The 22604-nt window shown below is 60.9% G+C and carries 18 protein-coding genes, 2 tRNA genes and 1 pseudogene; 11 read left to right on the top strand and 10 right to left on the bottom strand.

The window, feature by feature from the left end; translation table 11 throughout:
• Positions 1–132 precede the first annotated feature (132 nt).
• The gene (locus M2366_RS03200; protein ID WP_259236394.1) at positions 133–1434 is read left to right on the top strand and encodes a sigma-54 dependent transcriptional regulator; all 1302 of its coding nucleotides are present in this window, start codon (positions 133–135) and stop codon (positions 1432–1434) included.
• A gap of 98 nt (positions 1435–1532) precedes the next feature.
• Positions 1533–1721: a hypothetical protein gene (locus M2366_RS03195; protein ID WP_224432452.1), complete on the top strand. Its 189-nt coding sequence runs from the start codon at positions 1533–1535 to the stop codon at positions 1719–1721.
• Positions 1722–1826: 105 nt separating this feature from the next.
• On the opposite strand, the gene ggt is transcribed toward M2366_RS03195, so the two are convergent.
• Positions 1827–3608, bottom strand: a complete 1782-nt coding sequence (gene ggt / locus M2366_RS03190) for a gamma-glutamyltransferase (RefSeq protein ID WP_259268936.1) — start codon at positions 3606–3608, stop codon at positions 1827–1829.
• A gap of 136 nt (positions 3609–3744) precedes the next feature.
• Here ggt and M2366_RS03185 point away from each other — a divergent pair.
• A pseudogene (locus M2366_RS03185) lies at positions 3745–4011 on the top strand (GDSL-type esterase/lipase family protein); the annotation flags it as partial.
• 19 nt (positions 4012–4030) lie between these two features.
• On the top strand, positions 4031–4330 hold the full coding sequence (locus M2366_RS03180; protein ID WP_259269112.1) for a hypothetical protein: 300 nt from the start codon (positions 4031–4033) through the stop codon (positions 4328–4330).
• Positions 4331–4436: 106 nt separating this feature from the next.
• On the opposite strand, the gene rdgC is transcribed toward M2366_RS03180, so the two are convergent.
• Positions 4437–5348, bottom strand: a complete 912-nt coding sequence (rdgC, locus tag M2366_RS03175) for a recombination-associated protein RdgC (RefSeq protein WP_042040372.1) — start codon at positions 5346–5348, stop codon at positions 4437–4439.
• A 180-nt stretch (positions 5349–5528) separates the two neighbouring features.
• Between rdgC and M2366_RS03170 the strand changes: the two genes are divergently transcribed.
• The 3 genes from M2366_RS03170 (at position 5529) to M2366_RS03160 (ending at position 11053) form a co-directional block, all read left to right on the top strand.
• Positions 5529–5957, top strand: a complete 429-nt coding sequence (locus tag M2366_RS03170) for an N-acetyltransferase (protein ID WP_042040373.1) — start codon at positions 5529–5531, stop codon at positions 5955–5957.
• A gap of 114 nt (positions 5958–6071) precedes the next feature.
• Positions 6072–7298 carry an exonuclease SbcCD subunit D C-terminal domain-containing protein gene (locus M2366_RS03165; protein ID WP_259268935.1) on the top strand — a complete coding sequence of 409 codons (1227 nt, stop codon included), beginning with the start codon at positions 6072–6074 and terminating at the stop codon, positions 7296–7298.
• Complete coding sequence (locus tag M2366_RS03160; protein ID WP_259268934.1) at positions 7295–11053, top strand: AAA family ATPase; 3759 nt, start codon at positions 7295–7297, stop codon at positions 11051–11053. The genes M2366_RS03165 and M2366_RS03160 overlap by 4 nt, the downstream gene beginning before the upstream one ends.
• Before the next feature lie 244 nt (positions 11054–11297).
• Here M2366_RS03160 and crr read toward each other — a convergent pair whose 3' ends face one another.
• The 4 genes from crr to cysK form a co-directional block, all read right to left on the bottom strand.
• Positions 11298–11807 carry a PTS glucose transporter subunit IIA gene (gene crr / locus M2366_RS03155; protein ID WP_005906805.1) on the bottom strand — a complete coding sequence of 170 codons (510 nt, stop codon included), beginning with the start codon at positions 11805–11807 and terminating at the stop codon, positions 11298–11300.
• A gap of 43 nt (positions 11808–11850) precedes the next feature.
• A complete protein-coding gene (gene ptsI / locus M2366_RS03150; RefSeq protein ID WP_042040377.1) occupies positions 11851–13578 on the bottom strand; it encodes a phosphoenolpyruvate-protein phosphotransferase PtsI in 1728 nt (575 codons plus the stop codon).
• Positions 13579–13623: 45 nt separating this feature from the next.
• Complete coding sequence (locus tag M2366_RS03145; protein ID WP_005303128.1) at positions 13624–13881, bottom strand: HPr family phosphocarrier protein; 258 nt, start codon at positions 13879–13881, stop codon at positions 13624–13626.
• A gap of 441 nt (positions 13882–14322) precedes the next feature.
• Positions 14323–15291, bottom strand: a complete 969-nt coding sequence (gene cysK / locus M2366_RS03140; RefSeq protein WP_042040379.1) for a cysteine synthase A — start codon at positions 15289–15291, stop codon at positions 14323–14325.
• 276 nt (positions 15292–15567) lie between these two features.
• Here cysK and M2366_RS03135 point away from each other — a divergent pair, with 276 nt between their 5' ends.
• On the top strand, positions 15568–16689 hold the full coding sequence (locus tag M2366_RS03135; RefSeq protein ID WP_224432458.1) for a beta-ketoacyl-ACP synthase III: 1122 nt from the start codon (positions 15568–15570) through the stop codon (positions 16687–16689).
• 83 nt (positions 16690–16772) lie between these two features.
• Here the strand turns inward: M2366_RS03135 and tsaA are convergent, their stop codons facing one another.
• Positions 16773–17477, bottom strand: coding sequence for a tRNA (N6-threonylcarbamoyladenosine(37)-N6)-methyltransferase TrmO (tsaA, locus tag M2366_RS03130; RefSeq protein ID WP_259268933.1), 705 nt, complete (start codon positions 17475–17477; stop codon positions 16773–16775).
• Between the two features lie 170 nt (positions 17478–17647).
• Here tsaA and M2366_RS03125 point away from each other — a divergent pair, with 170 nt between their 5' ends.
• On the top strand, positions 17648–18037 hold the full coding sequence (locus tag M2366_RS03125) for an MAPEG family protein (RefSeq protein ID WP_042040382.1): 390 nt from the start codon (positions 17648–17650) through the stop codon (positions 18035–18037).
• Between the two features lie 60 nt (positions 18038–18097).
• Here the strand turns inward: M2366_RS03125 and rcsF are convergent, their stop codons facing one another.
• The 3 genes from rcsF to M2366_RS03110 all read right to left on the bottom strand — a co-directional run bounded on the left by rcsF (position 18098) and on the right by M2366_RS03110 (position 22086).
• Entirely contained in the window at positions 18098–18469 is a 372-nt protein-coding gene (gene rcsF / locus M2366_RS03120; RefSeq protein WP_042040384.1) for an Rcs stress response system protein RcsF, read from the bottom strand.
• 124 nt (positions 18470–18593) lie between these two features.
• Positions 18594–20324 (bottom strand): heme ABC transporter ATP-binding protein/permease CydC, encoded by a 1731-nt coding sequence (locus M2366_RS03115; RefSeq protein ID WP_259268932.1) that lies wholly within the window; start codon positions 20322–20324, stop codon positions 18594–18596.
• Positions 20317–22086, bottom strand: coding sequence for a heme ABC transporter permease/ATP-binding protein CydD (locus tag M2366_RS03110; RefSeq protein WP_224432461.1), 1770 nt, complete (start codon positions 22084–22086; stop codon positions 20317–20319). The genes M2366_RS03115 and M2366_RS03110 overlap by 8 nt, the downstream gene beginning before the upstream one ends.
• A 201-nt stretch (positions 22087–22287) precedes the next feature.
• On the opposite strand from M2366_RS03110, the gene M2366_RS03105 reads away from it, so the two are divergent.
• Both M2366_RS03105 and M2366_RS03100 read left to right on the top strand, forming a co-directional pair.
• Positions 22288–22361, top strand: a tRNA-Gly gene (locus tag M2366_RS03105).
• A gap of 94 nt (positions 22362–22455) precedes the next feature.
• Positions 22456–22530, top strand: a tRNA-Gly gene (locus M2366_RS03100).
• The last annotated feature ends 74 nt before the right edge of the window (positions 22531–22604 follow it).

Here is a 22604-nt window from a genome sequence, read left to right as displayed (position 1 = left end):
GTTATAGTTATCCCGTCTTAGTTCATTGAGACGGTGTCGTTTGATATCAAGTTTTTATTTCTACCTGCATGCCGATAACAAGGTGGTCGCAGGCTAGCGTCGCAGTCGGCACGGACGACAGGAGGTTTCAACATGTCGGAAGAAGCACTGCTGGTTATCAATCCATGTGCTGTGTTGGAGACGTTGCTTGCTCAGGGGGAGTGGCGTTTATCTCGGGCCCACTCGTTGAGCGTAGCGGAAGAGAAGTTGCGTCATGGTGACTTTCCCTTGGTGCTGGTGGCTATTGATCCGCTACAAAATGAAGCTCTGCGCGGGCTCATTACCCAACATCCCAATCGCCTCTGGATAGGGCTGGTCGATAGGGAGCTATTGGCTTGTGAGAAGTTGCGTAATCTGCTGGCTGCCTGTTTCCATGATTTCCATACTTTTCCTCTTGATGCCGCCCGTTTGTGCCACAGCCTGGGTCATGCCCTGGGAATGGCACGGCTCATCGAGTGCCAACGTCCACCATTACCGGCCAAGATGCGGATCATCCAGGGGAAAAGTGAGCCGATTGTTCAGCTCAAAGCACAGATTGCCAGACTGCAACACTGCCGGTTACCCGTGTTGGTGACAGGGCCAAGTGGTACGGGCAAGGAGCTGGTGGCGCGCGAGTTGCACTACGGTACCTTCGGGGAGGAGGGGCCTTTTGTGGCGGTCAACTGTGGCGCCATGCCTCATCAATTGATCCAGTCCGAGCTGTTTGGCCATGTAAAAGGTGCTTTTACGGGAGCGCAGGCCCACAAGATTGGCAAGATAGAGGCGGCTGATGGTGGCACCCTGTTTCTCGATGAGATTGGCGAGCTGCCCCTGGAGGATCAAGTCACTCTGCTGCGCTTCTTGCAGGAGCAGTGTATCGAGATGGTCGGCAGTCACGCCTCGCGCAGTGTCGATGTCAGGGTGATAGCCGCAACCAATATAGATGTAGAGCAGGCGGTTGCGCAGGGGCGTTTTCGTGAGGACCTCTACTATCGGCTGAATGTCGTGCGCCTGAGAACCCCAGCGTTGCGGGATCGGCGAGATGATGTGCAGCTGCTCGCCAACGAGGTATTGGCCGAAATGAAGGGAACTAGGTCGCTGACATTTTCCCATCAGGCGCGTCAAGCCATGCAGGCTTATGGCTGGCCCGGCAACGTGCGTGAGTTGCACAACAGGGTGCAGCGTGCCGCTGTCATGTGTACAGGCCCCTTGATAGAGGCGCAGGATCTGGAGTTGTCAAATTCTGAGTCTTTGCTGTTTGATGGATCACTCAAGGCGGTGCGTGAGGCGGCCGAGCGCCAGGTTTTGCAGCAAACGCTCGCCCGTTTTCCCGATCGCCTTGAGGAGGTTGCCCGCCAGCTTGCCATCTCTCGGGCAACCCTCTATCGCCTGCTGGATAAGCACGACCTGTTGTAACACTGCCGTCACAGGGAAGAGGCATCATCATGAGGTAACCTTGGGGGTGTGCTGCAACAGGCGCCCCAATCAGAATAAGCGTCATACAGGAGCCTCCCATGGCCTGGTATCTTGCTAGCCTGTTTGTCTTGTTGTTGACCCTGCCCTGGTGGCCGCTGCCCAATTGGTCCGTGGCGCCCGTCCCCCAAGGGGATGTGCAGCCCGCTGCCCTGGAGCGTATCGAGCGCCAGCACTGGCTGCTGGCCCAGACAACCGCCCCGGCCGCATTGACCGCCAGCAACCCCTGAGGTCTTTGATTTCCCGATAAACAGCGAGGCCACCCTTTGGGTGGCCTCGTTGGTATGGGCACCTTGCTAGCCCGCATGATGCATGGATGGGGTCATGATCCTGCGTCACTCACCCTTGGCTATCCCTTCCCTACGCGGATCGGCGGCGCCAAACCAACCCTGGGCATTGCGCTCAACCCCCTGCAATCCGGAGGTTTGCTCGTTCAGCACCACCTCATGACCCCGGGCCCGCAGTGCATCGACCACAAACTGAGGGGTACGTCCCTGCTCCAGCTCGGTGGGGCCATTGCGGCTGCCGAAGTTGGGCAGATTGATGGCCTGCTGCAAGTTGAGCCCCCAGTCCTGAGTGCCGAGCAGCGTCTTGCCCACATAGTTGATGATGGCCGAGCCACCCGGGGAACCCAGGCTCATCTCCAGTTGTTTGCTCTTTTTATCAAAGACCAGCAAGGGCGACATGGAGGATCGTGGCCGCTTGCCTGGCTCGACCCGGTTGGCGACCGGCAGTCCGGCGGCGTCCACCGAGGTGAAGGAGAAATCAGTCAGCTCGTTGTTGAGCAGATAACCATTCACCATCAACCTTGAGCCAAAGCCGTCTTCGATGGAACTGGTCATGGAGACGGCCATGCCTTGTTCATCGACGATGGAGATGTGGCTGGTGGAGGGCAACTCCGGGGTCGCATCCAGGCCACGGGCAATGGCCATGGGCGGTGTGCCGGGTTTGGCCATGCCCATAGACTTGTCGCTGATAAGTGCTCCACGTTGCGCCAGGTAGCCCTTGTCCAGCATGCCAGCCACCGGCACGCTGACAAAATCCATGTCTGCCACATATTGGTTGCGATCGGCGAAGGCGAGGCGCGCCGCTTCGCTATAGAGGTGAATGGCTTGCGGACTGACGCTCAGTTGGCCATCGGCGCCCTGCACGGGTTTGAGGGCTGCCATGTCACGGCTCTCCAGCATGCCGAAGATCTGTCCCAGCGCCAGGGTGCCGGAGGAGGGGGTCGGGAAGCCACAGACTTCACTCTGGCGATAATCGAAGCAGAGACCCTCCCTGAGCTTGGCCTGGTAGCTGGCGAGATCGCTTGCCGCCAGCACCCCCGGGTTATCCGGGTGCTGATGCACCTTGGCGACCATGGCGTCGGCGAGCGGACCGCGATAGAAGGCGTCGGGCCCCTCACTGGCCAGGGTGCGCAATACCTTGGCCAGGGCCGGGTTGGTGAGCCGGGTCCCCACAGGCTTGGGTGTGCCATCGGCCTGATAGAAGTAGGCGCGGGCCTCCTTGTCCCTGGCAAGATAGGGCTCCTTGGCCAGCAGGGTGCCGAGTCGTGGACTGATGGCAAACCCTTGCTCTGCGAGGGTGATGGCTGGCTCGAACAGGCTGGCCCAGGGCAGCTTGCCATACTGCTGATGGGCCAGGGCCAGCGCGCGTACCGTGCCGGGTACCCCGACCGAGCGTCCACCGACGACCCCCTCATAGAAGGCCATCGGCTTGCCATCCTTCATAAACAGCTGGTCGGTGGCGGCCGCTGGCGCCGTCTCCCGGCCATCCACGGCGCTGACTCGTTGGCCGTCCCAGACCAGCATGAGGGAGCCACCCCCTATGCCGGAGGATTGCGGCTCGACCAGGGTCAGCACCAACTGTACGGCGATGGCGGCATCCACCGCCGAACCACCGGCCTTGATCACCTGATAACCGGCATCCACCGCCAGCGGGTTGGCGGCGGCGACCATGAAGGATTTGCCTTGCCAGCCCTGTTTGTCGGTCCAGCCACTGGCAGCCTCGGGGGCGAGCAGGGTCTGGGGAGGCACTGAATAATGGAAGGCTTCCTGAGAGGCGCAACCGGCGAGCAGGCCGAGGGTGACCAGCAGGCTGAGGGGTTTGAGGAACATGACACTCTCCTTGTCTGTTTTTCCTACAGGGATAAAGAATGTGGCACAATCGAGGCTCTATGGAAAGTTTGTCTTTATACTCAAGTGGTTACAAATCTATCAATGAACCAGGGTGGCGGTGGTCAGGGAGGAGAGGATGAGAAGAGGCGTGATAGGGCTGCTCTGCCTGCTGTTGGCCGGTTGTGGTGAGCCCCAGTTCAGACCCCTGGCGGCCGGGGAAACCATACTGGCCTTTGGGGACAGTCTGACCGAGGGGCGGGGTGCGAGTCCCTCGCAGAGCTACCCCAGTGTGCTGGCGAGTCTCAGTGGCCGCCCCGTCGTCAATGCCGGGGTGTCGGGGGAGCTGAGCCAAGCGGGCCGAGCGCGGTTACCGGCCCTGTTGGTCAAGCACAGGCCGGGCCTGGTGATCCTGCTGGAGGGGGTTGCGAAACAGTGGCGAACCCGCGCTCAAGGCCAATCTCGCCGCCATGATAGAGGCGGTGCAGGGCAGCGGTGCCCAGCTGCTGCTGGTGGCGGTGCCGCGCAAGTCGTTGTTGAGCGACGGCGCTCCCCTCTATGGCGAGCTGGCGGAACATTATCAGCTGGTGCTGGACGACAGCAGCATAGGTGAACTGCTGCGCAGCCCGGGTCTCAAGTCCGATACGGTGCACCTCAATGGCGAGGGATACAGGGTGCTGGCCGAACGGATCCATGGCTTGTTGCAGGATCGCGGCGCCCTCTGAATGGACTGGGTTGCCAGGGGCTGCCGATTTCATGGACAAAAAAACCGCCCGAGGGCGGTTTTTCATCATCTGGTCGAGGGTTTGCGACAGATACTGGCAAGTGCGCTCAGATGGACTGCTCTTCACCACCTAGCACCGCGAACAGCGCCGGGATGAACTGGGCCAGCTCGGCGGTCACCAGGGCGAAGTCGGCATCCAGACGAGCGGCCGGATCCTCGCTGGTCACATCGTCGTTCTGCTCGCGCAGCTCCTCGCTGAACTTGAGGCGCTTGATGGAGAGATCGTCCCCTAGCACGAAGCTCAGGGTCTCCCCCCAGTTCAGGGCCAGCTTGGTCACCAGCTTGTCGTTGGCGAGGTGATTCTTGATCTCGTCAGTCATCAGATCCTGCTGCTTGCAGCGGATGATGCCACCATGTTCCATGGCGCTGCGCAGCTCTGCTTCATCTTCCAGGGTGAAGGGGGCGGGCAGGTTCCCCTCGCTGAGCCACTCGGTCATGGTGATTTCGGGCGGATTCTTGAGGGCTACCGGCACCACCGGCAGGGTGCCGATGCTCTTGCGCAGCAGGGCCAGCAGATCGTCAGCCTTCTTGGCGGAGCCTGCATCGACCACCATCAGGTTGTCGGCCGGGTTTATCCAGGCGAAGGTCTGGCTGGTGCGGCTGAAGGCGCGCGGCAGCAGGGTATGCATTATCTCCTCTTTCAGCGCCTCCTTCTCTTTCTTCTTCAGGGCGCGGCCCTGCTCGAATTCGATCGCTTCCACCTTCTCGGCCAGCATCTCCTTGACCACGTTGCCGGGCAGCATCTTCTCTTCTTTGCGGGCGCAAAGGAGGATGTGGCCAGCGGCCGAGTGGGTCAGGGTGGCGCCGAACTTGCCGAGGGGCTTGACCCAACCGAACCGGGAGATGTCCTGGCTGCCACAGGGGGTAAAGGCGCAGGCCTCAAGCTGGGTCTCCAGCTCGTCGACACTCAGCTCGAAGGGGCGGGTAAAGCGATAAATCTGCAGGTTTTTAAACCACATGGCGTCCTCGGTCGTAAAGATTGTCCGGCGGGCATTGTACTGCAAAGCGGCGCTTTGTGATCGACCAATCACTCCGGTGAGAAAAATCGGACGGCGCTCACAGGCCAGGGTGCTGGCCGAGCAAGGGGCAGTCGAGGTCTCCTAGACTGCCAGAGTTGGCTGACGGATAAGGATGAAGAGATGCTCAGAGCGAGTCGGGCGCAGGATATGGATGCCATTATGGACATCTGGTTGCTGGCTTCCCTGCAGTCCCACGATTTTGTCGATGCCTCCGTCTGGTGGCAGGCTCAGGAGCTGCTGCGCAGCCGTTACCTGACCCGGGCCGAGGTGTGGGTCTATGAAGACGATGGCGAGCTGCAGGGATTCATCGCCCTGGTCGACGATTATCTGGCCGCTCTGTTTGTGCGCCCGGATAGCCAGGGGCGGGGCATAGGCCATGCCTTGCTGCAAAATGCCAAGACCCAGGTCACCAGCCTGCATGCCAGGGTCTTCACCGAGAACGATCCTGCGGTGCGCTTCTACCGCCAGCATGGCTTCGTTATCGATGGCGAGGAGCCGGATCCCCTGACCGGTCATGGCCAATACCGGATGCACTGGTTCGGGGCTTGAGCCGTTTTTCTTTATGGCACCCTTGAGTCCCACCCTTGCCGAACAGGCATGGGCTAAGGCACCATGACGTCAATATGGGCGCCTGACGCCTTCGCTTAATTGAGCCGCAACGCCATGAAAATCCTGCATACCGCCGATTGGCATCTGGGCCATCAGCTCCATGGCCATGAGCGCCGTTTCGAGCATGATGCCTTCCTCGACTGGTTGGCCGATACCATCAAGACGCGGCAGATAGATGTCCTGCTGGTGGCCGGGGATCTGTTCGATACCGCCAATCCCCCCGCCAGTGCCTGGCAGCAGCTGTATGGCTTTCTGGCAAGATTGCGCGCCGATATGCCCAGGCTCAACCTGGTGCTGGTCGGTGGCAACCATGACTCCCCCTCCAAGCTGGATGCCCCCCATGAGTTGCTGCGGGCCTTCAACTTGCATCTGGTGGGCAGCATCAGTCGGGATGAGGGGGGGCAACTGGAAACTGACCGCCTGCTGGTACCACTGCATGACAGGGAGGGCAAGGTGGCCGCCTGGTGCGCCGCCGTGCCCTTCTTGCGCAGCAGCGACCTCAGACCCGAGGCCCTGGGGGAGGGGCAGGACAGGCTGATCGAAGGGGTGCGCCAGATCTATGATGAGCTGCTGGCCGAGGGGCGGGCCCGCTGCGAGCCCGAGCAGGCCCTGGTCGCCATGGGCCATGCCTATCTGGCGGCGGGTCAGCTCTCCGAACTGTCCGAGCGGCGGGTGCTGGGTGGCAACCAGCATGCCCTGCCTGCCGACATCTTTGCCGGTGCCGATTACACGGCGCTCGGTCACTTGCATCTGGCCCAGCGTCTGGCCCCCGGCGTGCATTACAGCGGCTCGCCGCTGCCCCTCTCTCTCAATGAGGCCAACTATCGTCATCAGGTGCTGGAAGTCACGCTGGAGGGCGGCAAACTGGTGGCAGTCGAGCCCATCTTGGTGCCACGCAGCGTCGAGATGATACGGCTGCCCGAGAGCGAATTGCATGTCGCTCTGGAGGCGATCGCGGCGCTGGACCTGGCCGATGTCCCTGCGCAGGCGCAACCATTCCTGGAGGTGAGGCTGTTGCTGCCCAAGCCCGAGGCGCGCATTCGTGAGCGGATCCTCGCGGCCCTAGCAGGCAAGCCGGTGCGACTGGCCCGGATCAGCACCCGCTATCAGGGTTCAGGACAGGGGCTGGCCGATGGCGGCCAGCGTCGGCGTCTGGACGATATTGCCCCCCAGGAGGTGTTCACCCTCTGTTATCAACGGCAGTTCGAAGGGGAACCGAGCGAGGCACTGCTCGCCTCCTTTGACGAGATCCTGACCCAGGTCAGAGAGGCCAAGTCATGAAAATTTTATCCCTCGCCGGGGAGAACCTGGCCAGTCTGACTCAGGCTTTTCACATCGATTTTGACAAGGATGCCCTGGGCGCTGCCGGTCTGTTTGCCATCACCGGCAATACCGGGGCGGGCAAGAGCACCCTGCTCGATGCCATCTGTCTGGCGCTCTATGACAGGATGCCGCGTTTGATAGGCATGCGTCAGAATGTCGAAAAAATTGGTCGAGCGGATGAAGACGAAAAAGAAAAATTAACAGCGAATGATGTTAGAAACATCCTCAGTCGCGGCCACGCCAGCGGTTTTGCCGAAGTGCGCTTTCGCGGCTGCGACGGCCGCGTCTATCTGGCCCGCTGGGCGGTGCGCCGGGCGCGCAATCGCTCCGAAGGGCGATTTCAGACCCAGGAACGCAGCCTGACCGACGTGGCGTCGGGCCAGGTGTTTTCCGGCAGCAAGCGGGAGCTGCAAGAGCGGATCGACGAGTTGGTTGGGCTCTCCTGGGAGCAGTTCCGCCGCGCCGTCATCCTGCCCCAGGGGGAGTTTGCCGCCTTCCTCAAGTCCGATGCCAACGAGCGCTCCGCCTTGCTCGAGCGCATGACCGGCACCGAACTCTACTCAGCCATCTCGGTACAGACCTATGAGCGGGCCCGGGCCGAGCAGCAGACGCTGGCGACGCTGAGGGAGCGGCTCGGCGACATAGCGCTGATGGACGAGGCAACGCGCGTGCAGTGGGCCGCGCAGCAGCAGAGTCTCTCCGCCAGCCTCACGCTCGCCCAGCAAGAGCGTCAGCTGTTGCAGGATTTTCGCGATCTCAACGATCGTATCGCCACCCTGCGCCAAGCCTGTCTGGAGGGGGAGGCCTCACTGGCGGATGCCGAGGTGGCTCATGCCCAGGCGGCGCCCGAGCGGGAGGCGTTTGGCCGCGCCGAACAGGCTCAGGTGGCCCGCGCCGATCACGACGAGCTGGCTCGCCTCGATCTGGAGGCGCAGCAGCAGGAGCGGCTCATCGACCAACTGAGGCCCGAGCTCGAACGGGCCGAGCAGGCGCAGCAGCAAGCCACCCAGCTCGAACAGCAGCTTATTACGCAAAGAGCGGCCGCCGAGCGGGAGTGGGGGGCGTTGCAGCCCGAACTCAAGCGGGCGCAAGATCTTGATACCCGTATCCGGGAGAAGACCAGCCAGTTGCAGGAGATCCAGCAGCAGGGCAAGCCGGCGCGCGAGCAGCAACTCAAGCTGCAGCAGGAGTGGCAGCAACAAAACGAGCAGAAGCAATCCCTCGAGACGCGCCGTCAGCAGCGAGCGAGCTGGCTCGAGGAACGCAAGGGGATGGCCCCCTTGGCCCGTCAGTGGCAGCCCTTGCTGGCTGCCATGCAAGACTGGGCCGAGAGCCGGGGGCAGTTGCAGCGCGTGATCCAGCGTCGTGCCCAGGGAAGCGAGACGCTGCTCGATCTCAATGCCCGCCTGGAGCAGGGACAGCAGGAGCGCGATCGCGGGCAACAGGAGTGCGCGGCCTTGCAACGGCAGCACGATGAGTTGCAGGCTCAGGAGTGGGACGCTCAGGTTGCCGGGGCGCAGGAGTTGCGCCAATCCCGGACCGAGCAGTTGGGGCAAGTGCGCGCATTGTTGGCGCTGACGCAAGAGGGCCGCCACTACAGCGAACAGCAGGCACGGCTGCAGCAAGAGACGAGCCTGCTCGAGCAGCAACTGGCACGGCTGGCCGCGCAACATGGGGAGCGGGAACCCGAGCTGGCACGGCTCGTCATCCAGCGTGATGAGGCGCGCCATGCCCTGGAGCGGGCCCGTGCCGTGGTCAGTTTCGATCAGCATCGCCATGTGCTTCAAGATGGTATTCCGTGCCCGCTCTGTGGCTCAGAGACTCACCCTTACCGCCAGAGTCAGCCTCAGGCCGCGGGTATCCTGGCCCAGCAGAGCGAACGGGTTCACCAGCTGGATCTCGAATGTGAGCGGCTCAACCGTCAGCATCTGCAAGGGGAGATCGAGCGCGCCGAACTGACCCGTCAGCTGGCCGCCCACCAACAGCGTCATCCCGAGCTGGCCGCGAGAGCCGCACAGCTCAATCAACGCTGGGGAGAGCTGGGAGGGCGCAAGCTGCTGGGGCACGACCTGCCGACTAACCCCAGTCCAACCGAATGGGGCGAGTGGCAGACGCAACTGCTGACCCAGGAGAAGGCTCTGGCGCTGAGCCTGGCGACTGGCCTGGCGCAGTTGCAACAGGCCCAGCGGGAGCAGCAGCGACTGGCGGAGCTGCGGGATCAGCTGACCAGACTCAATGTTCGTCAACAGCAGTGTGAACAGCAGTTGCACGAAGCCGAGCGCCAGAAGATAGCGCTGGAGGGCGAGCTGAAGGCGCTGGCCGAACAGGAGAGCGCCCTGGCACAGCGACTGGTGCAGGGGGAGGCGCGGCTCGATCAGCAGATGGGCGCCGAGCCCTGGCGCCAATGGGCGGAGGCGGCGCGTTGGCAGGAGTGGCAACAGACTTGCGAGGCCTATTTGCAGGGCCAGAGCGAGTGGGAACAACTGGGCAATGAGCTTGCCAGCCTGACCCCCATCCTCAGTGCACAGGCGGTGCGGGTGCAGAGTCAGAACGATCTGCTGCACAAGCTGACGCTTGACTATAAAGAGGGCGATCAACAACGCCAGGTGTTGCTGGCCAGCCGCGAGGCGTGCCTCGATGGTCGCGCCATCGCCGTGGTGGAAAGTGAGTGGCAGCAGCGATTGCAACAGGGGGTCACTCAGCTCGAGGAGGCGATGGCTGCCCTGCATGCCTCAAGGGAGCGTCAGACCGAGCTCAAGACCCGGTTGACCCATCTCGAGCAGGACAGGCAGCTGAGTCGCCAGCGGCAGCGTGAGGTGCAGGGGCGCTGGTCGGCTCGGGCCAGCGCGTTGGGCATCCCGGAAGATGATCTGCGCCAGCTGTTGGCCATCACGCCGGATGAGCTAAAGGCTCGCCGTATCGCCTTGCAGCGCCTGGACGATGCCCTGGCCGAGGCACGTACCCGGCTCGGCGAACGCCAGCGGGCACAGGCTCAGGAAGAGGCGAAGCTGGCGCGCTATCGCGTGCATCATGGGGAATTGGCGGCGCTGAGTGCCGAAGCCCTTAGCCAGCGGCTTGCCGAATGTGAGACCCGCTGCCGCGAGCTCGATGAGCAGCTGTTTGAGTGCCGCAGTCAACTTGCCCAGGCCGAGGTGGCTCGCCAGAAGGCGGGTGAGCTGCAGGCGGCGTTACAGCAGCAGCAGGGGGTGGCGGATCATTGGCAGCAGCTGTCGGATCTCATCGGCCAGGCCAATGGTGCCAAGTTCCGTACCTTCGCCCAGAGTCTGACCCTGGAGCGCTTGCTGCTCGAGGCCAACGCTCAGCTGGGCGACTTGTCACCACGTTATCGGCTGGAGCGGGTACCGGGTACCGATCTGGCGCTGCAGGTGGTCGACCTCGACATGGGAGATGAGGTGCGTTCGGTCGACTCCCTCTCAGGTGGCGAGAGCTTCCTGGTCTCCCTGGCCCTGGCCCTGGCGCTCTCCAGCCTCTCCTCCAAGCAGACCCAGATAGAGTCGCTGTTTATCGACGAGGGGTTCGGTACCCTGGATCCGGACAGCCTGGACTTGGCCCTGGCCAGCCTGGATTCCCTGCAGGCGGCGGGGCGCCAGATCGGTGTCATCTCTCATGTCCAGACTCTGGTTGAGCGCATCGGGGTACAGATCCGCATCGAGGCCCTGGGTGGGGGAGAGAGCCGGGTAGTCTTGCCCTGAATGGTTGCCAGCCGCGACGATTGCTGGATCAACATGGCGTAGTGGAAGTGGAGCTGTGGAGCAATATGCCGGTTTGCCATCAGGGATGCCAAACCGGCGGAGCGGCTCCCACAGGCTGGCATCCGTGCTGTCTGGGGGAAGGTGGGGAGCCATGTCGGGTGCTCGCCTGGTTGCGGGTTTGGCGAACAGATATAAAAAAACCGACGCCTGGGCGTCGGTTTTCATCGTCAGGCCTGGGCCAGACTTATTTCTTGATGCGGATCACCGGGGTCTCACCGACGGTCACGGCACCTGTCATCTTGATCAGCTCTTTGATCTCATCCATGTTGGAGATGACAACCGGCGTCAGAGTAGACTTGGCTTTCTCTTCCAGCAGGGCCAGATCGAACTCGATGATGGTGTCGCCGCGTTTGACCTTTTGGCCTTCCTGGGCGATACGAGTGAAGCCTTCGCCTTTCAGTTCAACGGTATCGATACCGAAGTGAACGAACAGCTCGATACCAGTGTCAGACTCCAGCGAGAACGCATGGTTGGTCTCGAAGATCTTGCCGATGGTGCCGTCGCAGGGGGCAACCATCTTGTTACCGGCTGGCTTGATGGCGATGCCGTCACCAACGATCTTCTCGGCGAATACTACGTCAGGCACGTCTTCGATGGGGACGATCTCGCCAGACAGGGGGGCAAAGATTTCGATGCCGCCGGTGTCAGAGCTGTCATCGGAAACTAGCTTCTTCAGTTTATCGAACAGACCCATAGTAAAAGCTCCTAAAGATGATTATCGCTGTTTGCAGCCGATCTTAGCAGACTGCTTTCTGCTTTATAAAGTTATCTACACAGGCTTCGATTTCGGCGGCGGTGGCATAGCTTAATGCTTGATCTGCCATGGCCTTCACATCTTCGAAGTTAGTGTTGCGAATGAGCTTCTTGATGCGCGGTACAGAGATGGCGCTCATGGAGAATTCATCCAGACCCATACCCAGCAGCAGCAGGGTGGCGCGTTCGTCACCAGCCAGTTCACCACACATGCCAGTCCACTTGCCTTCGGCGTGGGATGCATCGATCACCATCTTGATCAGCGTCAGGACGGAAGGTGACAGCGGGTTGTACATGGCGGAAATCATTTCGTTACCACGGTCGACGGCCAGGGTGTACTGGGTCAAGTCGTTGGTGCCGATACTGAAGAAGTCCACTTCCTTGGCCAGATGATGAGCCATCACGGCGGCGGCTGGGGTCTCAATCATGATACCCACTTCGATGGATTCATCAAAGGCTTTACCGTCGGCACGCAGTTCGGCTTTGAGCTGTTCCACGGTGGCTTTGAGGCTGCGGAACTCTTCAACCGAGATGATCATCGGGAACATGATGCGCAGTTTGCCGAAGGCAGAGGCACGCAAGATGGCCTTCAGCTGAGCGTGCATGATCTCTTCGCGATCAAAGAAAATGCGGATGGCACGCCAGCCCAGGAAGGGGTTCATCTCTTTCGGGAAATTCATGTAGGGCAGTTCTTTGTCGCCACCAATGTCCATGGTACGGACGATGATCGGCTGATCCGGCATGGCCTCTGCCACTTCTTTGTAGGCCTTGAACTGCTCGTCTTCGGTCGGCAGCGCATCGCGATCCATGAACAGGAACTCGGTGCGGTACAGACCGACGCCCTCGGCGCCATTGCGGATGGCACCCTCGGTATCCTTGACGGTACCTATGTTGGCGCAGACTTCGACCTGATGACCATCAAGGGTGATGGCGGGCAAGTCTTTGAGCTTGGCCAGCTCATCTTTCTCGGCCTGGAACTGGGCCTGGAATTTCTTGGCGTCGCTCAGCTGCTCCGGGCTCGGATTGATGATGACCTGGTTATTGATGGCATCCAGCACCAGCATGTCGCCATTGTTGACGCGACGGGTGATGTCATTGGTGCCCACGATGGCCGGCAGCTCAAGGGAGCGGGCCATGATGGAGGTGTGAGAGGTACGGCCACCGATGTCGGTGACAAAACCCAGCACATATTTCAAATTGATCTGGGCAGTTTCAGACGGGGTCAGGTCGTTGGCGACCAGGATCACCTCTTCGTCTATGGTGCTCAGGTTGACCACGGCGATGCCCAGTGCGTTCTTCACCAGACGGGTGCCGATGTCACGGAAATCGGTGGCGCGCTCACGCAGATAGGGGTCATCCAGGTCGGCCATCATCTTCGCATATTGCTCGATGACCTCAAAGATGGCCTTGTCAGCATGGGCCTTGTTGTCCTTGATGAAGGATCTGATATCCCCTTCCAGCTCCTCATCTTCGAGCAGCATGATGTGGCCTTCGAAGATGGCCTCTTTTTCCTCACCGAAGGTGCGACCTGCCATCTCTTTGATGGCTTCCAGCTGGGTAGCTGACTTGGTGCGAGCCTCGAGGAAGCGGTTGATTTCGGTATCTATCTGTTCGGCAGAAATCTTGCTCTGATTGATAACGATTTCATCTTCTTTGAGAAGAAGCGCCTTGCCGAATGCGATGCCGGGGGACGCAGGAATGCCAGATATCATAATCCTTCCTATTAAAACGACTGTGGGGGAGGAGTGTGAGCCGGATTACTCCAGCTCGTCCATCAGGGCGACCAGCTTCTCAACGGCTTTCTGAGCGTCCGGGCCATCGGCCTGGATGGTGACGTTGGTACCCTTGGTCAGACCCAGAGTCTGCAACTTGAACAGGCTCTTGGCGCTGGCGGACTTGCCACCGGAGACCACAGTGATCTCGCTTTGGAATTCTTTGGCTTCTTTCACGAATTGCGCTGCCGGACGGGTGTGCAGGCCGTTTTCAGCAGTGATAACTACAGACTTCTCGTACATGGTTCACCCCATATTATTGATATTTTATAGTCTGAAGGCCGCTTTGAGGCTGCTCTGTCAGACCGTTTAAGTATGCATATGTTGTAAAGTAACGAAATCAGACCTGCAATAGCTTAATCCAGGTCAATTTTCTGTTCAGTATTTGTAGTCTTGGTCGGATTTCCTGGAACGCTGTGCTGCAAGCCGCGCTATACCTAGCTTGTCGTTATTTTATAACGAAAAATAACACTTTGTTACTTTGTGAAACCTGACCCGCAAAAAGTGCGTGACGCCGCACAGGATATGAGATTTATCACAGAATGTCTGCTTTTTTTGTGGCGCGCTTATTTGTTATTTTACCCCAAAAAATAAGGGGGTCGAGTGGCGCTGTTTGGCGATAAGTTTAGCGCAAACAAAAATGGCGCCCACTGTGGGCGCCATTTTTATGGAAAACAACATCATTTACTGTTGCAGCTCTTGCTCACTGAACACACCCGCAAACAGGGCGCTGGAGAGATAGCGCTCGGCAGCACTCGGCAACACGACCACTATGGTCTTGCCTGCAAATTCGGGCAGTTCTGCCAGACGGGCGGCGGCCACGACGGCGGCGCCTGAGCTGATCCCCGCCAGAATGCCTTCCTCTTCCATCAGGCGGCGAGCCATCTCGATGGCATCATCGCTGCTGACTTGCTCGACTCTGTCCAGCAGGGCCAGGTCCAGGTTGCCCGGGATGAAGCCGGCGCCTATGCCCTGGATCTTGTGGGGACCAGGCTTGATCTCTTCTCCAGCCAGTTTCTGGCTGATGACGGGAGATTCGCTTGGCTCGACCGCGACCGAAATGATGGCCTTGCCCTTGGTCTGCTTGATGTAGCGGGAGACCCCGGTGATGGTGCCGCCGGTACCGACCCCGGCCACGAACACATCGATGTCGCCATCGGTGGCTTCCCAGATCTCGGGGCCAGTGGTCTGCTCGTGGATCTCGGGGTTGGCCGGGTTTTCAAATTGCTGCAGCAGTACAAACTTGCCTGGTTCGGATTCGAGGATCTCATTGGCCTTGGCGATGGCGCCCTTCATGCCAAGCGGCCCCTCGGTCAGCACCAGATTGGCACCGAGCGCCTTGAGCAGCTTGCGGCGCTCAAGGCTCATGGTGGCCGGCATGGTGAGGGTGATGGGATAGCCACGGGCCGCAGCCACGAAGGCCAGAGCAATGCCGGTATTACCGCTGGTGGGCTCGATGATCTCTTTGCCCTTGGTCAGCACACCGCGCTTCTCTGCATCCCAGATAAGGTTGGCGCCGATGCGGCACTTGACGCTGAAGCTGGGGTTACGGCTCTCGATCTTGGCCAGCACTCGGCCTTTGGTAACACGGTTGAGACGAACCAGCGGGGTCTGACCTATGGTCTGGCTGTTGTCCTCAAAAATCTTACTCATGGTGCTATCCCTGTTTGTTACGGCGATGAAACAAGATTACTCTGAGATTCCTGAATGAGAAGTGACGTTTTGTTATAACAATATGTTATTACAAGATATAGAGCTTATACCCTCTTATCTGAATTAATCGCCGACCATCATCCGATGGTCAGTTATAACGAAACCCTGAACGATAGCAGAGTGTCGCGCGCTGGCGCCTGTTCTTCCGTCGGCCCGGCTCTGCCTCACCTCGACCCTACCCGATAAGCCGGGACTGCACCCGGCACAGGAGCAAAGATGACCCAGATAGTGATCAGTGGCAGCGGCCTCTATACCCCGCCCCACGCCGTCAGCAACGAGGAGCTGGTCCAGGCCTTCAACCAGTATGTGGATCTCTACAACGAAGAGAATGCCTCCGCCATAGATGCGGGCCAGCTCGATGCCAAACAGCACTCCAGCAGCGATTTCATCGAGAAGGCCTCCGGCATCAAGAGCCGCTTCCTGGTGAGCCGGGAAGGAGTGCTGGATCCCGACATCATGCAGCCGCTCTTGGCCGAGCGCCCCGATGAGCAGCCCTCCATCATGGTCGAGATGGCGGTTGCCGCCGCCGAGCAGGCGCTGATCGCCGCCGGTCGCAAACCCGAAGAGATAGACCTGGTGATAGTGGCTGCGTCGAACATGCCGCGGCCCTATCCGGCACTGGCTATCGAACTGCAGCACTATCTTGGGGCAAGCGGCATGGCATTTGACATGAATGTGGCCTGCTCCTCCGCCACCTTCGGCATCAAGACGGCGGCGGATCTGCTGGCGGCAGGGACGGCCAGGCTGGCCCTGGTGGTCAATCCGGAGATCTGCTCGGGTCACCTCAATTTTCGCGACCGTGACAGCCATTTCATCTTCGGCGATGCCTGTACCGCCGTCTTGCTGGAGCGGGAGACCGATTGCCAGGTGGCGCAACCCTGGCGGCTGGTGGGCAGCAAGCTGACCACCCAGTATTCAAATAATATCCGCAACAACTTCGGCTTCTTGAACCGGCTCAGCCCCCGCACCCGTTATGGCGACGACAAGCTGTTTCGCCAGCAGGGGCGCAAGGTGTTCAAGGAGGTGTTACCCCTGGTCTGCGACCAGATTGAGGGACAGTTGGCGGCTCAGGGCTGGCAGACCGGGGAGCTTTCCCGCCTCTGGTTGCATCAGGCCAATCTCACCATGAACCAGTTCATTGGCCGTAAATTGCTGGGCCACGACGCCAGTCAGGAGGAGGCTCCCGTCATCCTGGACCGCTACGCCAACACCAGTTCGGCGGGCTCTGTCATCGCGTTTCATCTTCATAACCAGGATCTGCCCAGCGGCGCCCGCGGGGTACTCTGTTCATTTGGCGCCGGTTACTCCATCGGCAGCCTGCTGCTCGAGCGGGGATGATCCGGCGCCTGTGTCGACTGTTTCAGCGCAGCAAAAGGGGCCCTCGATGGGCCCCTTTTTATCAGGCAGAGATCCTGGGAGAGTCAGATTGCCTCGATGGAGAGGACCTCGCACTCTGGCTCTGTGATACGAAAACGCACCTCGAGGTCGAACAGGCGCACCCCGTACAGTTTCTCATCGGCTTTGCCTCGCTTGTAGGTGGGGCGGGGATCCTGTGCCAGCACTTCGGCGATCAGGGTCTCAAGCTCGGGATGCACTTGCTGCAAGGCGGACAGCGCCGCCCGGGCCTGCTCGGCAAAGTGCACTGATAGCAGCCCTTGGGGCGCGTCAGGGGCAAAGCCTCCCCGGGCATCGGGCAGGCTGTCGGCATAGGGAATGTAGGGTTTGATATCGACGATGGGGGTGCCGTCGAGCAAGTCGATGGCGCCGAGTTCGAGCCAGAGTTTGCCGCGTGCGCGGCCGACGCCAAGCAGTTCCACCACGGAGAGACCCAGCGGATTGGGGCGGAAGGTGGAGCGGGTGGCGAAGACGCCGACGCGCTCGTTCCCGCCAAGGCGAGGCGGGCGCACCGTCGGGTGCCAGCCCTGGACCATGGTCTGGTGGAACACGAAGCTGAGCCAGAGGTGGGAGAACTGCTCTATGCCGCGCAGCACATCGGGCTGATCGTAGGGGGGCAGCAGCTCGAGCCGGGCGCGGGCCGATTTGACCAGACCGGGCTGGCGAGGGATGGCGAACTTCTCCTTGTAGGGGGAGTGGATCACCCCCAGGGTATCTATCTCAAATTTCACGCGGCGCGCCCCTGCATGGTGGAAAACCGGGGCAATCTAGCATAATCCGCCGATAAAGGCATGGATGCGGCAGGAAGCCTGGCCCGGCGCTGGGCGCCATTGGCGCAAGCACCGGACCCGGCTATAGTGCTGGCACTGCTGATCCCCAGATCCTGCTTCGAGGAGTGCCCATGATCATTGCCCCTTACGCCGCTTTGCTGGCTTGCCTGTTCATCTATCTGAGCCTGAGGGTGGTGCGGCTGCGTCACCGCTTCCAGGTGGCGGTGGGAGATCATCAGGAGCCGCTGCTTACCCGTGCCATTCGCGCCCATGGCAACTTCGCCGAGTATGTGCCGCTCTGTCTGCTGCTCATCTTCTGCTTCGATGGCCTCGGTGGCCCCATTCCCCTGATCCATGGCCTCTGTCTGTCGCTGTTGCTGGGTCGCGCTTTGCATGCCTATGGCATCAGTTCGCCAAAAGAGAATTTCAAGTTCAGGAGCAGTGGCATGGTGATGACCTTCATCGCCCTGCTGGGTGCGGCACTGGGTATCTTGGCGCTGACCCTGATAGACCTGCTGTGATCGCGGTCTCGATAAGGGGGAGGGGGAATACAATCACCCCGGCGAGGCCGGGGTGAGGTGTCATTTCTGTTCGGCCACCTTGAGGGCCTGGCCGTAGCAGATGACTTGCTTGAGGCAACCGGGGATGTCGCTGTACTCGGCACACTTGTCGATGGCGATGCCATTGCCACCCATGTCCGCAGCCCGGCGCCGGGCCAGAGTGCGCGCTTCCCCGGCGTTGGGGACGGGCTGGTTGGCATCGGTTTGGCAGGATTCGCCCTCGACGGTGCCAAGGTAGAGATAGTTCAGCTCGGCAAGATCGGCCTGCTCATAAATGGTGACACTGCCCGGTTTGAAGTACTCGTCAAAGTTCTCCTTGTCCAGGTTGCTATTGAAGGCGTAGTTGGCGCAGCCGGAGGCGAGCAGGGGCATCATCAGGATCAGGGGTTTCATGTCGGCATCTTGTTGACCAGTGAGGCAAACATTATAGGGGCCAGTCGCCACCGGCGACCAGCCCCTATTTCTCGGTGTGTGACCAGGATGACGACGCCAGTCACCCGCTGTGCTCCTCAAAGAGTCAGACCGGCGCCAGGCGTCGATGCAGGCTCTGATAGTAATCATCGGCCAGCAGTGCTTGATGAGGGGCACACAGACGGATCTGACCCTCCTCCATCAGCGCTATCCTGTCCATCTGCTCCAGGCCAATCAATCGGTGGGAGATGAGCAGCATGGCGCGATCGGCACCCAAGCGCATCAGCAGCGCCATGATGTCGCGCTCGGTCTGGCTGTCGAGTCCCTCGGTCGGCTCATCCAGCAGCCAGAGCGGGGCATCATGCAAGAGGGCACGGGCAATGCCGATGCGGCGCCGTTCCCCACCAGACAGGGGGCGGCCACCGTCGCCGAGCCAGGCATCCAGCCCCGTCTCATCTTCTAGCAAGGCGCCAAGCCCGACCTGTTGCAGTACCTCGGCCAGACGCCCGTCACTGGCGGCAGGCGCCGCGAGCTTGAGGTTGTCGCGCAAGGTGGCGGCAAACAGGTGCACCCGCTGGCTGACCACAGAGAGCGAAGCGCGCAGAGCCCCTTCGCTGTAATCGGTCAGCGGCTTGCCGCCCAGCAAGATCTCGCCAGATTGCGGGTTCCACTCCCGGGTCAGCAAGCCCATCAGGGTCGATTTTCCGCAGCCCGTCTGGCCCAGCAGCGCCAGCTTCTCACCGGCCTGCAGCTGCAGGGTGCAACCGCGCAGTACGGCTTGGGTACTACCCGGATAGCCGAAGGAGAGATCGTTTATCTGCAAGGCGCCACCCTGGGCAGGTTCGTTCAAGGTGCCCCATTCCGGCGGCTGGGCATCTTGCAATATCTCGTTGAGGCGGCGGGCCGAGGCCAGGCTGGTGGAGAGATGCTGGAAGGCGCCGGCCAGGGGCAGCAAGGCCTCGAAGCTTGCCAAGGTGGCAAACACCATCAGCGCCGTGATGGGATCCGGCGTCGCGCCGCCCACCCCGTGGCTGGCGAGCCAGAGCATCAGGGTCAGGGTCCAGCCGCTCAGTAGCTGAACACTTGCATTGGCCAGACCGCTCACCCTGGCCATGCGCGCCTGGGCAAGGATCAGATCCTGCTCGGCCTGTTGCAGCTCGGTGAGGGCGCGGGGGGCGGCGGCAAACATCTGCAGCTCGGCCTGACCATCCAGATAATCCACCAGGCGGGTACGCAGTTGGGCCTTGCCGAGGATGAGCGCCTGACCGGGCTTGCGACCGGCGAAGAAGAACACCAGGGGCAGGGCTATCATGCCAAACAGCAAGATGGCGCCCAGAGTCAGGGCGAGCCGGCCGTCGAAGAAGGAGAGGAAGAACACCAGGCCGGCTGTGCTGAGCAGCGCCGCGCCAATCGGGGTGATCAGGCGCAGATAGACGTGGTCCATGGCGTCGATGTCAGCCACCAGGCGATTGAGCAGATCCGCCTGGCGAAAGCCTGCCAGGGCCCCGGTGGAGAGGGGGGAGAGTTTCTGCCAGAACCAGACCCGCAGCCGGGTCAGTACCCGGAAGGTGGCATCGTGACTCACGACTCGCTCACCCCAGCGACCCGCGGTGCGGACGATGGAGAAGAAACGCACCCCGCCAGCCGGAGTCATGTAGTTGAAGGTGTCACGGCTGGCGGCAGCCATGCCCGCCACGGCCGCGGCGGAGAGGAACCAGCCGGAGAGCGACAGCAGGCCTATGCCGGCGGCCAGGGTCACCAAGGCCAGCAGCAGGCCGACACTCAGGCTCAGCCAATGTTGGCGGTAGAGCCGCAGAAAGGGCAATAAATCAGTCATCGAGAGAATCCCCCGCACGTTGGGACAAGAGGCTGGCGAAGGGTCCCTGGCCCTCGCTCAGCTGCCGGTAATGGCCCTGTTCGACCAGCTGACCCTTGGCCAGCACCAGGATCTGATCCATCTCACTCAGTTGATCGAGCCGGTGGGTGATCATCAGCAGAGTCTGGCCCGCCGTGGCTTTTTCCAGGCTTCCCATGATGGCGCGCTCCGAGAGCCTGTCCAGACTAGCGGTGGGTTCATCCAGCACCATCAATTGGGTCGACTTGAGCAGGGTGCGGGCCAGGGCCAGACGTTGCGCCTGACCGACGGAGAGGCCGCCCGCCTGATCGCCAAGGGGATAATCCATCCCTTTTTCCATGGCAAACTCCCACGCCTGGGCGCCCTTGAGTGCCTCGCTCAGCTCGGCATCGCTGGCATCCGGTTTGGCGAGCAGCAAGTTGTCGCGCAAGGAGGCATGAAACAGCTGCGGGTTTTGAGAGAGCCAGCCGAGGCGTTGTCGCCACTGACTCATGTCGAGACTGGCCAGCTCCAGGCCATCGACTTTCAGCTCCCCGCGATAGGGGGCAAAGCCGAGCAGGGCATTGACCAGGGAACTCTTGCCCGCACCACTGATCCCCACCAGGGCGGTGCGTGAGCCGGGTTCCAGAGTGAAGTCGATGGGGCCGACCAGCACCTTGCCTTCGGCGCTCAATACCTCCAAGGCACGGGCCTCGACCCGAATGGGGTGGTTGGCCGTGAACGGCTGGCTGCCGCTGGCAGGTTCAGCCACCTCGGCTTCCAGAAACTCCAGCAGCTGTTCGGCGGCGCCGATGGCCTGGGCCTTGGCGTGATAGTGCGCGCCGAGCTCGCGCAGGGGCGCATAGAACTCGGGGGCCAGGAAGAGCACGAACAGGCCGGTAAACAGCGTTACCTTGGCGCCGTAGTTGCCGAAGTTGAGGTGATCGATATAAGAGAAACCAAAATAGACGGCGACCAGGGCGACCGAGAGGGCGGCGAAGAACTCCAGCACCGCCGTGCTGAGGAAGGCCAGCCGCAGCACCTCCATGGTCCTGACCCGAAAGTCTTCCGACGCCTCTTCTATCTCCTTGCCCTCGGCCTGAGTTCGCATGAACAGTTGCAGGGTGCGCAGTCCCTTGAGCCGGTCGAGGAAGTGACCCGAGAGGCGAGCCAGGGAGTGGAAGTTGCGGCGGTTGGCATCGGCGGCGCCGACCCCGACCAGGATCATGAACAGGGGGATGAGCGGCGCCGTACCGAGCAGTATGATGCCTGCCGCCCAGTTGACCGGGAAGACAGCGACCAATATCACGATGGGAATGAAGACGGCGATGGCCATCTGCGGCAAATAGCGGGAGAAGAACTCCTGCATATTTTCGATCTGTTCGAGCAGCAGGCTGGCCCAGCTCCCGGCCGGACGACGTTGTATATAAGCAGGGCCGAGGCGACTGAGACGGGTCAGCACCAGGTTGCGTATGGTCTGGCGCACGGCGGCACCGGCCTTGAAGCTGGTCACTTCGCGGCCATAGGCGAGCAGCGCCTTGCCGAGGGTGACGGCGAGCAGGGTGATAAACAGGGGGATCTGCTGCTCGGGCAGGATGCCCTCTATGATGAAGCCGTGCAGCAGGGTGGCCAGCAGCCAGGCTTGGGCGACCATCAGGACTCCCTGACCCAGGCCGAATGCTATGGAGAGACCGATCCAGCGTCGGCCGTGACTCGACTGCATGCGCAACCAGCCATAAAGATGTTTTTGGGTATTCTTGTCCATCACCAGCTTCCTCATTTCGAGTGGCGCAAGACTATCCTCGCCCCCAGGCAATGGCAACCTTGTAAATGCCATGGCATCACGCGGGGCGGTTGAAAATGCGGCGCCCTGTTCATTAGTTGGTCGAACAGTTTGATTTGCGGTAAAAAATCGAAAGGGTGCCATTGCGCTTGGCGGCAAAATGCATATAGTAGAGCCCCTGACGCGGGTGTAGTTCAATGGTAGAACGGTAGCTTCCCAAGCTGCATACGTGGGTTCGATTCCCATCACCCGCTCCATATTCCGATGGCAAGCTGCTTGATTTGTCTCAAGGCAACAAATTGCTTGAACAGGTGGGTTTGGTTGTCCTCCCACTGTAATTTCTGATGCCAAGCGGGCATCGTATAATGGCTATTACCTCAGCCTTCCAAGCTGATGATGCGGGTTCGATTCCCGCTGCCCGCTCCAGCTTCACAGCAAAAAGCCCACTCTCGCGAGTGGGCTTTTTGCTTATGTGGCTCTTCCATCAACCGTTGCCGCGC

It is taken from the genome of Aeromonas sp. BIGb0405 (genome assembly GCF_024807335.1).
Lineage (GTDB): Bacteria > Pseudomonadota > Gammaproteobacteria > Enterobacterales > Aeromonadaceae > Aeromonas > Aeromonas rivuli.
Note: the sequence above shows the minus strand (reverse complement) of the source record. Positions and strands in the feature narration are given on the sequence as shown.